Source organism: Pseudomonas inefficax (genome assembly GCF_900277125.1).
GTDB classification, from domain to species: Bacteria; Pseudomonadota; Gammaproteobacteria; order Pseudomonadales; family Pseudomonadaceae; genus Aquipseudomonas; species Aquipseudomonas inefficax.
Genome location: NZ_OPYN01000154.1, coordinates 1 through 11,690 on the forward strand (window position 1 = coordinate 1; position 11,690 = coordinate 11,690).

The window sequence follows — 11,690 nt, forward strand, 5'->3', positions numbered from 1 at the left end:
TCGGCGTGGTGCTGCTGGTGGTTGGCTTCGAGTCATCCGGGGCGCTTGCCGCAGCCTATGGGGTAGCCGTGACCGGGACCATGCTGATCACCACGCTGCTGGCTTCGGCAGTGGTACTGTTGTTGTGGAAGGCACCACGCTGGCTGGCGGTGCCGATGCTGCTGGCGTTCCTGTTGGTAGACAGCCTGTATTTTGCCGCCAATGCGCCGAAGATCCTCCAGGGCGGTGCATTTCCGGTGATTGCGGGCCTGGCGCTGTTCATCCTGATGACTACCTGGAAGCGCGGGCGAAGGATCATCGTCGAGCGGTTAGACGAGAGCTCACTGCCACTGGAGCTGTTCATTACCAGCCTCAAGGCCCAACCGCCTCACCGCGTGGGCGGTACTGCCGTGTTCCTGTCCGCCAGGCCCGAGGCGGTGCCCCACGCCTTGCTGCACAACCTGCTGCACAACCAGGTACTGCATGAACAGGTGGTGCTGTTGACCGTCGTGTTCGAGGATGAGCCACGGGTCAGCACTGGCAAGCGCTGTGAGGTCGAGGCGTTTGGTGACGGCTTCTTCCGCGTGAGCCTGCATTTCGGTTTCATGGAAGAGCCCGACGTGCCGTTGGCGTTAAGCCGCTGCCAACGTGCGGACCTGGAGTTCGGCCCCATGCGCACCACCTATTTTCTCAGCCGGGAGACGGCCATTGCAGGCAGGAAGATGGGTATGGCCCGCTGGCGGGAGCACCTGTTTGCCTTCCTGCTGAAGAATGCCAACAGCAACCTGAAGTACTTCCAGCTGCCGCTGAACCGGGTGATCGAGCTTGGCACCCAGGTCGAAATCTAAGCAGTCATGGATCGCAATCCTTCTGTCAGGACGATAGAACTTGCAAAGCCGCCGCGTGTCTTACCAGCACGTGAGCTCTACCTGCGCCTTTGGAGGCGAAACAACATGAGAAAAACCCTGGTGGCCGTCTTTGCGTGTGCTTTGGCATTCGGCGCAACGGCATTGTTGCCTGCCGATATCTCGCCGATCGGTTCCGCGTATGCCAAAGGTGGTGGCGGCGCTGGCGGTGGCGGTGGCGGCCACGGTGGTGGTGGTGGCCACGGCGGCGGCAATGGCGGCGGACGTGGCGCCGGCATGGGTGGGCACAATGGCACTGGCAATGGTGCAGGCCTCGCGGGTGATCATGCCGGCAAGGCTACGCGCGATCATGGTGTGAGCGGCAATCACTATGGAAGCTCACGTAACCAGGACAATGGCCATGGAACCACGACCTCCGGCATCGCCCAGTCCAAGGATACCCGCGGCTTGTCGAAATCTACCGCTATCTCGGGGACTACCCCCGGTGATCATAATGCCAAGGGGCTGAGCGGCGCGGTACAGAACTCCTCCAAGAATGATCGATGAAGCGGAGGCTGCCAGGTCCTGAAAGGGCCTGGCAGCCGCTTCTTCGAACGGCTGCGCGCTCTGCGGAACTTAAAAGACGACTTCATGTCGTATCCGCACTCAAGCTCCCCCCTGCGCCTTCTGGAGGCGAACAAACATGAAAAAAAACCTGGTAGCCGTCGTTACTTGTGCTCTGGCGCTCAGCGCAACTGCATTGTTGCCTGCCGATGTCTCGCCAATCGGCTCCGCGTATGCCAAAGGTAATGGTAATGGCGGCGGCAAAGGTGGGTTCAACGGTAATGGCGGCGGCTACGAGAGTGATCATGCCGGCAAGGCCACCCGCAACCATGGCGAGAGCGGTAATCACTATGGAAGCCTGCGCAACGATGACAACGGCCGAGGTACTACCCGGTCCGGCATTGCCCATTCCAAGGAACACGACAAGGCCGGGCGCTCCTCTTCGAAACACGATCGATAACTGAAGGCGCGCAAGTCGTACCCTCGAACCGGGCGCTGCGATGGATGGCACCGGCTGCGCCGGTGTTCGCGGGTAAACCCGCTCCCACAGGTATGCGCACTCCGTCAGTTGGTAGTAACCCTGTGGGAGCGGGCATGCCCGCGAAGCAGGCGACGCGGTGGATGGCACCGGCTGCGCCGGTGTTCGCGGGCGCGCCCGCTCCCACAGGTATGGCGCATTCCTTCAGCTGGTGAGGTCCCTGTGGGAGCGGGCATGCCCGCGAAGCAGGCGACGCGGTGGATGGCACCGGCTGCGCCGGTGTTCGCGGGCGCGCCCGCTCCCACAGGTATGGCGCATTCTTTCAGCTGGTGAGGTCCCTGTGGGAGCGGGCATGCCCGCGAAGCAGGCGACGCGGTGGATGGCACCGGCTGCGCCGGTGTTCGCGGGTGAACCCGCTCCCCCAGGTATGGCGCATTCCTTCAGCTGGTGAGGTCCCTGTGGGAGCGGGCATGCCCGCGAAGCAGGCGATGCGGTGGATGGCACCGGCTGCGCCGGTGTTCGCGGGTGAACCCGCTCCCACAGGTATGGCGCATTCCTTCAGCTGGTGAGGTCCCTGTGGGAGCGGGCATGCCCGCGAAGCAGGCGACGCGGTGGATGGCACCGGCTGCGCCGGTGTTCGCGGGTGAACCCGCTCCCCCAGGTATGGCGCATTCCTTCAGCTGGTGAGGTCCCTGTGGGAGCGGGCATGCCCGCGAAGCAGGCGATGCGGTGGATGGCACCGGCTGCGCCGGTGTTCGCGGGCGCGCCCGCTCCCACAGGTATGGCGCATTCCTTCAGCTGGTGGGGTCCCTGTGGGAGCGGGTTTACCCGCGAAGCAGGCGACGCGGTGGATGGCACCGGCTGCGCCGGTGTTCGCGGGCGCGCCCGCTCCCACAGGTATGGCGCATTCCTTCAGCTGGTGAGGTCCCTGTGGGAGCGGGCATGCCCGCGATGCAGGCGACGCGGTGGATGGCACCGGCTGCGCCGGTGTTCGCGGGTGAACCCGCTCCCACAGGTATGGCGCATTCCTTCAGCTGGCGGGGTCCCTGTGGGAGCGGGTTTACCCGCGAAGCAGGCGACGCGGTGGATGGCACCGGCTGCGCCGGTGTTCGCGGGTGAACCCGCTCCACAGGTATGGCGCATTCCTTCAGCTGGTGAGGTCCCTGTGGGAGCGGGCATGCCCGCGAAGCAGGCGATGCGGTGGATGGCACCGGCTGCGCCGGTGTTCGCGGGTGAACCCGCTCCACAGGTATGGCGCATTCCTTCAGCTGGTGAGGCCCTGTGGGAGCGGGCATGCCCGCGAAGCAGGCGATGCGGTGGATGGCACCGGCTGCGCCGGTGTTCGCGGGCGCGCCCGCTCCCACAGGTATGGCGCATTCCTTCAGCTGGCGGGGTCCCTGTGGGAGCGGGTTTACCCGCGAAGCAGGCGACGCGGTGGATGGCACCGGCTGCGCCGGTGTTCGCGGGCGCGCCCGCTCCCACAGCCTGCCCGCCAGATCTCAAACTTTGAACCGCCCCACCAACGTCGTCATCTCCCCCACCAACCCCGACAACGCCTTGCTCGCCTCACTGGTCTGCTGCGCCCCCGCGGCCGAGAATGTCGACAGCTCGCGAATGTTCAGCAGGTTGCGGTCCACCTCTCGCGCCACCTGGGCCTGCTCTTCGGCTGCGCTGGCAATCACCAGGTTACGCTCGTTGATCTCGCCGATCGCACTGTAGATGCCTTCCAGCACCTGCCCCGAGGCCAGGGTCACGTCCAGCGTCGACTGGGCGCGGCTGGTGCTGGCCTGCATCGAGGCCACGGCCGCTTCGGTGCCCGCCTGCACGCGCCCGATCATCTGTTCGATTTCCTGGGTCGACTGCTGCGTACGGTAGGCCAGCGTACGCACTTCATCCGCCACCACCGCAAAGCCGCGCCCGGCCTCGCCCGCACGGGCCGCCTCGATGGCGGCGTTGAGTGCCAGCAGGTTGGTTTGCTCAGACACCGAGCGAATCACTTCCAGCACCTTGCCAATGTCCCGCACCTGCCCGACCAGTTGCTCCAGGTGCGCGCTGCTGGCCTGGATCTCCCGGGTCATGGCCTCGGTGCCGTCGATGTTGTCGTTGACCTGCCGGCGGCTTTGCGCTGCCAGCTGGTTGGATTCGCTGGTGGTCTGCGAGGTGGTGATGGCATTGCGCGCAACCTCCTCCACGGCCGTGGTCATTTCGGTGACAGCAGTGGCGGCCTGCTCCAGTTCCTGGCCCTGTTGGCGCAGGTTGTTGGCACTTTCCTCGGTGACCGTATTCAGCGCCGTAGCCGCTGCGTCCAATTGCCTGGCACAGCTGCTGATCTGCCCCAGGGTGTCGCGCTGGCTCTGCTGCATGCGCTCAAGTTCATGGAACAGCTGACCAATCTCGTTACTGCCCTGCCCCTGCACCGGCACGCTCAGGTCCCCGCCAGCAATGCGCTGGAAGTGCCGCCCAGCTTCGCGCAGCGGGTGCAGCAGACGCTGGGCAACAAAGGCCCAGCACAGCGCCGCCAATAACAGCGTCACGCCCAGCAGCCCCATGCTCAGGAGTTGGGCGCGCGCAAGGCGCCGGTCGGATTCCAGCATGATCTGCTGACCGCGCTCGCTCAATGCTGCGACCAGTTGCTGGCGCAGCGCCTGCAGCCGGCCCATGGCGTTGCCGGCGTCGGTATTGACCTTGAAATACTGCTCGAGCGAACGTTGACGGGTTGCCTCACGCTGCCCTGCAACCGCCTTGGCGTACTCGCCATAGGTGGCCTGCAGCGCGGATGCCAGTGCATGCAACGCAGGCTCACGGGCGTTCTCGACAAACTCGTCCACCAGCTTCTGGCTCTTGTCGTTCAACTCGACAGACAACGCCATGCGCTTGCTGGCGCTTTCCTCATGACCACCCAGCTGTTCGATGAAGCCCGAGGACACATTGGCGCTGGCGCGAATCGCCATCAGCAACGCATTGTTCAACCGGTCCGACTGATGCGCGGTCTGGTCCAGTTCGCTGATCTGCTGATCGCTGCCCACCGCAGCCCGCCAGGCACTGACGGTGGAAAACAGCAGGGTCACGCTGAACAGCGATAGCACCCAGAACATTCCGGTGCGGATCTTCAGGTTGGCAAGCATGCGGGCAGTACTCCTTGTTGGCACCACTTCTGGTCGATGATTCGACGGTGGGTGTGCTGCTATCGGAGGTGCTGGCACAGGCTTGAGGCGCCGGGATGCGGTTATGGGCGGTAATCGAACAGATGTCGCCGGGTGCAGGCCGTAGCGTGTTCAAGCGGGAACTTCGGCTGGTACTCCCGGTCGATAGCATCCCCTCGCCAAGCGGGGGCCTGCCCAATACCTGTCGAGCCTTCTGCCGATGCCCAGCACACCTGTTCTGTCAGCCTTGTTCCTGTTGTTCAGCACATTCACGGCACCAAGCGCACTGGCCGGTGAGCGCTCCGTGCCCACACGCAGCAACAATGCCTCGACCGTGCTGATCGAAACCGCCTCGCAACAATATGCCGACGGCCAGCTGGACCAGGCGGCGGCCACCCTGGAACGCGCGCTGCACATTCAACCGAACAACCCGGCAACGTTGCATTACCTTGGTGTTCTGCGCCTTCAACAAGGGCAGTATGAGCAGGCCGAGACCCTGGCGCTGCGCTCCAACCTGCGGGTCGGCAACAACCACGCCCTGCGCAGCCGCAACCTGCAGTTGATAGAGGCCGCGCACAAGGCCCAAGGCTCCGGCATGCTGCCCACGGCTGCGCACTGACGACGCTCGGACACTGCGCGTCAGGCTACCATCGACCGTGATGTCTACCCAGTGATAAAGGCCGCCCCTTCGCTGGCCAGGAAGGCGATGCTTTGCACCCGCTCGCATTCCCCGGTAAAGTCGACGCCAGGGCGTTGGCTGCGCCTGCGGTCCGCGCGAAGGGGTTGCCCTGGCCATGCGTCATCAAATATCCATACCAACTCCCGGCTTGTCGGCGGACCGAGCCCCGAAAGGAGTTGGCATGCCCGCCATTAATGCATCCCGCCACCACGGCCTGCTCGACCTGCCCGCCTTGCGCAAACGCGCCAAGCACTTGCTCACCGCCCTGAAAAACCACGAGGCCGACGACACCCGCGAGCAGCTACGCGCTCTAGGCCTGCCTGGCCCCGACTATCGCCTTGCCGATACCCAATGGCTGGTGGCCCGCGAGGCCGGCTTTGCCAGCTGGCCCAAGCTCAAGGCCCATGCCGATGCCGTCGCTTTCGCGGCACGCCATCCTGATTTCACCGCCGATGACGAGGCTGCCGTGCAGCATTGGCGCTGCGGCAACGACATCTCCCACAGCTTGCGCACGGCCGGTTTTACCGGCGCCTTCCAGATGCTCGACGACCCGATGGTCATGGGGCCCGTCCCCGCACTGCCCGAGGAGCAGTACTGGCAGGTTCGGACCGCCTACGTGCAGCAGGCGTTCAACCTGGGTAGCCAGGACATCGAGCAGCGCCAGGCGGCGCAGCGCAGCGCCCTGGCCGGGCTGAACAGCGACAGCAAGATCGTGCTGTGGTGCGAGGGCGACGCTTACGACCAGCTGTTCCTGATTCGCGTGCTCGCCAGCCTGCCCAGTCTGCCGCTCCGGCTGGAGTTGATCGAAATCACTCAGGTGCCTGGCGTCGAGCGCTTCATCGGTATCGGCCAATTGGCCCCGGACCTGCTCGCCTGGTTGTGGCCGCAACGTCGAGCGCTGGGTGAAGACGCGCTGGCCCTGGCCCGCCAGGCATGGGCGGCCTATACCGCGCCTGACCCACGGGCCTGGGCTGCGCTGGCGGGTCGCCAGCATGTGGCCTTGCCGTCGCTGGGCCGGGCACTGGCGCGGCAACTGCAGGAACTGCCGGGGGCGAACGACGGTTTGAGCCTCACGGAGCGTCTGTTGTTGCGCGTTCTGGCGTCACGCGGCGAGCTGCCGGCCGGGCGCGTGTTTGCCCAGTTGATGATGCAGGATGAACCGCTGCCTTACCTGGGTGACCTGATGTTCCATGTTCTGCTGCAGCCCCTGATCCATGCGCCGCACCCACTGCTGCTGGAAGGCCCTGGCGAGTCCTGGGCGCAACGGCCGCTGCGGCTGACCGCGCTTGCCGAGCAGGTGCTTGCGGGACAGGCACATTGGCTAGACCACAACCCTGCACAGCGCTGGGTGGGTGGTGTGCTTGTCGATGTCGCGAACAGGCCTTGGGTGGTCAACGAGCAAGGCGAAGTGTGGCGGCGTTGATAGCCCGCTCAACCCTGATCAGCTAACGCGGTGGAAGGCACCGGCGTTGCCGGTGTTCGCGGGCATGCCCGCTCCCACAGGAACCGAGCGTACCTGAAACCAGTGCCATACCTGTGGGAGCGGGTTCACCCGCGAAGCAGGCGACGCGATTCATGGCACCGGCTGCGCCGGTGATCGCCGGCAAGCCAGCTCCCACAGAAACCGAGGGTACCCGAAACCAGCGCCATACCTGTGGGAGCGGGTTCACCCGCGAAGCAGGCGACGCGATTCATGGCACCGGCTGCGCCGGTGATCGCCGGCAAGCCAGCTCCCACAGGAACCGTCCTCAAGCGCCGAGCGAAGCCAGCACGCTTTGCAGCTTGCCCCGGGTCGTGTCCGTGCAGGCTTGCATGGGCTCGCGCAGTTCGTCGGTCATCAGCCCCTCCACCTGTAATGCTGCCTTGATCACAGCCGGGTTGGGCTCGGCAAAGGCCATTTTCATCCACGGCAGCAACTGATAGAACGTTCCGCGCGCGGCTATCCAGTCGCCATTGTCGACCTGGCGCAGCATGCGCACGTACAGGTCGGCGCGCACATGCGCCGAAGCCGAAATGGCTCCCGAGCCACCCAGGCACAGGTTGTTGAAGATCTGCACGTCCTCACCGGCCAGCACCTGGGCGTGGCCGTCCTGGATCAGGGCCATGGTGGTCTCGCTGTCGCCGCTGCAGTCCTTCACCGCCGCAATGCGCGGATGGCGCACGATGCGGCGCAGGGTTTCACGTTCGATGCGAACCCCGGTGCGGTAGGGTATGTCGTAGACGATCACCGGCACGCTGGCGGCATCCGCCACCCTGGTGAAGAACGCCTCGATGCCGGCCTGCGAAGGCCGTATATAGCACGGTGCAGGGACCAGAAGCCCGCCAATGTCACGCCGTAGGATTTCAGCCTGAAAGGCCAATACTTCGCGCAGGTTGTAACCCGACAGCCCCATCACCACCCTGCCCGGCTCCACCCACGCCAGCACAGCATCCAGCACGGCCAGCTGTTCGGCCTTGGACAGCGCCGCCGCCTCGCCCGTGGTACCGCACACCACAAAACCGGCCACGCCCTCTTCGAGCAGCTTCTTCACCAGTTTTTCCAAAGCGGCGAAGTCGATTTCATTGGCGCGCAATGGCGTGACGAGGGCGATCCAGATACCACGGAAATTCGACATGCAAAAACTCCTGATGTTGACCGAAAGTCAGCGTCAGCAGGGCGAAGAGTCGAAGTGGTCTGGCAGGGATACCTGGCGCCTTCTGTCTCGTCAGCCCACCTGACGAGACAGCGCGCCTCGGTCAGATGAGCGGCTGTTTCTTGGATTTCTTGGCAACGGCAACGCACGCGCCTACCTGGGCGATGAAGCCCGAAGCGGAAATGGCGTGGTTGGAAATGGAGATGCCGGCAAGCCCGTTGCGTGAATATGACTGGATAATGGTGGCGTGGCGTACCCGGTGTCAACACCGAGATCGCAAACCCATTGGGCTGCGCTTTGCCCAGAGAAGTGAGTTCACAAGCGGTTCCCGTACCCTGCAGGCCCGATCTTGCACAAGCGACATTTGATCAATCCAGCAGCCATCCGGCATCGCCCTCGTCCAGCACACCCCCGTGATCCGTCCTGTCACCTTTACGCGCCACGGCCGCGCCTTCGATCAGGAAATGCTCAGCCCCACTTTCGATTACGGCGCCGCACGTGGTCCGATCCCCCACCCTGGCAACCGCCCTGCCATTGAAGGTGTACGTGGCACTGCCGCTTTCTACCTGGTTGGTGCCATGTAGCGGGCAGACATGTCGATGACCTACAAGTACGACAGGGTTCATTGAGTATCTCCTTCTGATGGCCCAGTACGCGATTCACGGTCCATGTGCTCAGGCCAATCAACCTTCGGCGCCAGGCAGTGCATGTGGCTGAGGCCATCGTCATCGTTCCAGTCCCGGGGTGGGTGCACGAACTCCGGCAGGGCTTCGGGGCCTTGCTGCATGAATAGCCGGGCGATGGCCCAGTAGGCTTCGCCTTGGTAGAGGTTGTGGGTGAAGAACACGCGGTCGATGACTTCGTTGGTTTCCGGGTTGCGTATCGACAGCATGACGTTCTCGATCAGGCCACCGTGGCCGGGGGCGTAGACTCGGTAGACTTCAGCGGTTACGTCGTCCCAGTTGTAGGCGACCGGTTTGACGCCCCAGCGTTTGCGGCTGAAGATGAATATGCGGTCATATCGAAACTCATAAATATATATCTTTTGGCGAAGTCGATTGAAGCGAATTGGTTCATCTCTAGGGGCAACGAGATCCAGCTTGATGTCAGGAATCAAAACCCATAGTAGTGCTGGACCGATAATTACCAGTGATAGGTTCATCAGCCAGTCGTGCCGCCAATCGTCGTATAACAAATCCCAGTACAAGTAAAGCGCCATTCCAAAAAGAAAAAGCAGACCCGGAACACCGATCAGGAATATAACGCCTCGTAGGATGGTGCTGCTCCGTGGCAACTCGAGATAAACATCATCGACATAGTTGGGCGACGGTTTGACGCTCGCCCACACTTTCCGCCACTTTGGCACTTCATGCACCGTGGGAAGGTCATGGCTCCAGCCTAAAGCACGCTCCCACAAAACTTTACCATCACGCTTCACTCGTTAATCTCCCTGACACAAACCTCAATGTACCCACTTGGCAGGCTCCGATCCGGCCAGTACATCACCAACAGCGTAGCTGCCAGAATCGTGTGTTTTCCTATAGACGCCATGAGCGATATCGAGCCAGAAATCTCTAACTGACGGAGTCCAGTAGAATAAGGTTTCTGCTTCTCGCTAATTGAAATACTGCGGTCGTGATCAGGGATCCGTGGCGATGCAAAGCTGGAAAATGAAGAAGACGGTGAGAGAGGTTCTTCAGCGTTTGCAAAGAAATTGCCCGAAGCAATAGTTTCCCCGCCAACGTAATTAGGGTGATTTCCGTCACCGTGACGATGCACAATCAATTTCCAGCGATATCCCGAGGATCGCTCATCGTACATAGGCAATGCGATCAGGAATTTTAGCTTCCTGATTATTTCAGTACTAATCAAGCCACCGATTTTCGGAAGACCTGGATCAGTTGCCAAGCGCGACTCAAAATTCAACCTCGCCTGAACGCCTAGCGTGGCAGCATTGAGTTCGGCAAAAGCTATATTCGCATGTTCTGGAGCATTCCAATGAATGCTCGGATTTTCGTTTGCTTTTCCAAAGCAGCATCGCCTTACCCACCGATCCAGATCAGTTGATTCATTTTCCTGAGCCAGTTTGCTTAGTTGATAAGCAGCAAGCGTGAAGGCTATCGCCACTCCCAACGGGCCGAAAAACAAGGGCTTGAGTACTGCAACACTAAACACTATAGTGCCCAAGCCATATAAGAGGAATGAAAAGAAGTGTTGGCTCCTCGCTGCATCATCACCCGCAGCGGCGGTGCGCCTCATGGCATTGATTGCTTGAGCCGTATCAAAGACCCCTGCAACCGCACTCATCAAAGCACCAAGCCTTATCAAGACTCCCCCAGTGGCTGCTACACCCTTTGCCCACCCCACATTCAATGGACCAGCACTTGATCTCAAAATGAGCCCAACCAGTTCGACTTGCCCTCCCAGCACGCCCAACTGCGATCCTTGCAATGCCAACTTGGCCTCATACGCCTTCGGCCCAATCTCCGTTTCCGCCTTTTCCTGATTCCTGCCCAGGCTGTCCTGCTGCAAATACAACCCGCCTATCGCCAGCAGAACCTCCCAGCTGCCAGCAATCCCGCGCAACCCGGAAAAACCGGTTCTAACCAATCGGGCCGCTTGCTGCGATGTGATCTTCATCCCCTGCAACAGCTTCCGCGCATCGGCTTCCAACGTCCCCGCCGCCACCGAGATATCCACCAGGGTAAGCTGCGCCGCGCTGCTCGCCTGGGTTACCCCCATGTTGGCTTCCTGGAACAATCGCCCATGCACCTCTTCAGCTTTCCCTTCGACCCACACCGTCACACTGATCATGGTATTGGTGAGCCGTGGATCGAGCACGGCCAGGCTCATCAAGCCGTGCTGGATAATCGGTCTCACCTTGCGCATGGCCTTCATCGAGCCAAACTCGAAGTCATCGATATTGCGGCGCATCCGGTCCCGCGCCTCGGCGATCGACGCATTGGCCTTGTGCTGCAACTCTCGAAGGTGTGCGCTCTGCAAGGCGTAGTACTCGCCCAGCTTCATCTTCACTTCCAGTTCGATCAGGTGCACGCCGTTGTAGAGAAACTGCGTGGCGCTGTTCAGATGGCGCACGGCCTTCTGAATGCCAGGTGACAGACAGGGCGCCAGCCGCTGACTGGCTGCATTGAGCGCACCCTGCGTTTCAGCAATGGCCTGCTTGAGGGTATTGCGCATGCGCAGGCCGGCGTCATCGCTGGCGATGATCTTGCTCAGCATGCCGTAGAGCTTGTCGCTGTCGTTCCAGTTGATCGCTTCTGTGGCGGAGAAGCTGGGCAGCAGCCCGGCCAGCAGAGNGCGATCCCGCATCAGCAAGGCGCGGTAGGGCGGGCTGTCCGGGTCCTGCAG

10 protein-coding genes are annotated in these 11,690 nt (G+C 62.2%); 5 read left to right on the forward strand and 5 right to left on the reverse strand.

Annotation, left to right across the window (positions count from 1 at the left end; all coding sequences use genetic code 11):
* The 3 genes from JV551A3_RS17910 to JV551A3_RS17920 all read left to right on the forward strand — a co-directional run.
* Positions 1 to 827: KUP/HAK/KT family potassium transporter (locus tag JV551A3_RS17910; protein WP_205125955.1), on the forward strand; the 827-nt coding region annotated here is incomplete at its 5' end.
* Positions 828 to 932: 105 nt separating this feature from the next.
* Positions 933 to 1,391, forward strand: coding sequence for a hypothetical protein (locus JV551A3_RS31035; RefSeq protein WP_235874603.1), 459 nt, complete (start codon positions 933 to 935; stop codon positions 1,389 to 1,391).
* A 136-nt stretch (positions 1,392 to 1,527) separates the two neighbouring features.
* Positions 1,528 to 1,848, forward strand: a complete 321-nt coding sequence (locus JV551A3_RS17920) for a hypothetical protein (RefSeq protein ID WP_133973527.1) — start codon at positions 1,528 to 1,530, stop codon at positions 1,846 to 1,848.
* Positions 1,849 to 3,365: 1,517 nt separating this feature from the next.
* Here the strand turns inward: JV551A3_RS17920 and JV551A3_RS17955 are convergent.
* Positions 3,366 to 4,991: a methyl-accepting chemotaxis protein gene (locus JV551A3_RS17955; RefSeq protein ID WP_133971438.1), complete on the reverse strand. Its 1,626-nt coding sequence runs from the start codon at positions 4,989 to 4,991 to the stop codon at positions 3,366 to 3,368.
* Positions 4,992 to 5,313: 322 nt separating this feature from the next.
* Between JV551A3_RS17955 and JV551A3_RS17960 the strand changes: the two genes are divergently transcribed.
* Together JV551A3_RS17960 and JV551A3_RS17965 are read left to right on the forward strand one after the other, a co-directional pair.
* Complete coding sequence (locus JV551A3_RS17960; protein WP_235874604.1) at positions 5,314 to 5,628, forward strand: tetratricopeptide repeat protein; 315 nt, start codon at positions 5,314 to 5,316, stop codon at positions 5,626 to 5,628.
* Between the two features lie 241 nt (positions 5,629 to 5,869).
* Positions 5,870 to 7,111, forward strand: a complete 1,242-nt coding sequence (locus JV551A3_RS17965; RefSeq protein WP_133971442.1) for a DUF1835 domain-containing protein — start codon at positions 5,870 to 5,872, stop codon at positions 7,109 to 7,111.
* A gap of 325 nt (positions 7,112 to 7,436) precedes the next feature.
* Here the strand turns inward: JV551A3_RS17965 and dapA are convergent, their stop codons facing one another.
* The 4 genes from dapA to JV551A3_RS31040 all read right to left on the reverse strand — a co-directional run.
* Entirely contained in the window at positions 7,437 to 8,303 is an 867-nt protein-coding gene (dapA, locus tag JV551A3_RS17970; RefSeq protein ID WP_133971444.1) for a 4-hydroxy-tetrahydrodipicolinate synthase, read from the reverse strand.
* A gap of 386 nt (positions 8,304 to 8,689) precedes the next feature.
* On the reverse strand, positions 8,690 to 8,947 hold the full coding sequence (locus tag JV551A3_RS17975) for a PAAR domain-containing protein (RefSeq protein ID WP_046613925.1): 258 nt from the start codon (positions 8,945 to 8,947) through the stop codon (positions 8,690 to 8,692).
* Positions 8,944 to 9,759, reverse strand: a complete 816-nt coding sequence (locus JV551A3_RS31255; RefSeq protein WP_328592106.1) for a DUF6708 domain-containing protein — start codon at positions 9,757 to 9,759, stop codon at positions 8,944 to 8,946. Before JV551A3_RS31255 ends, JV551A3_RS17975 begins: the two co-directional genes overlap by 4 nt.
* A partial coding sequence (locus JV551A3_RS31040) for a T6SS effector BTH_I2691 family protein (RefSeq protein WP_328592107.1) occupies positions 9,756 to 11,690 on the reverse strand: 1,935 nt, incomplete at its 5' end. The genes JV551A3_RS31040 and JV551A3_RS31255, both read right to left, overlap by 4 nt.

What these genes read in the sequence shown, in the direction of transcription:
- JV551A3_RS31035 (WP_235874603.1), top strand. Translation starts at nt 933, where the DNA reads ATGAGAAAAACCCTGGTGGCCGTCTTTGCGTGTGCTTTGGCATTCGGC.
- JV551A3_RS17920 (WP_133973527.1), top strand. Translation starts at nt 1,528, where the DNA reads ATGAAAAAAAACCTGGTAGCCGTCGTTACTTGTGCTCTGGCGCTCAGC.
- JV551A3_RS17955 (WP_133971438.1), bottom strand. Translation starts at nt 4,991, where the DNA reads ATGCTTGCCAACCTGAAGATCCGCACCGGAATGTTCTGGGTGCTATCG.
- JV551A3_RS17965 (WP_133971442.1), top strand. Translation starts at nt 5,870, where the DNA reads ATGCCCGCCATTAATGCATCCCGCCACCACGGCCTGCTCGACCTGCCC.
- dapA (WP_133971444.1), bottom strand. Translation starts at nt 8,303, where the DNA reads ATGTCGAATTTCCGTGGTATCTGGATCGCCCTCGTCACGCCATTGCGC.
- JV551A3_RS17975 (WP_046613925.1), bottom strand. Translation starts at nt 8,947, where the DNA reads ATGAACCCTGTCGTACTTGTAGGTCATCGACATGTCTGCCCGCTACAT.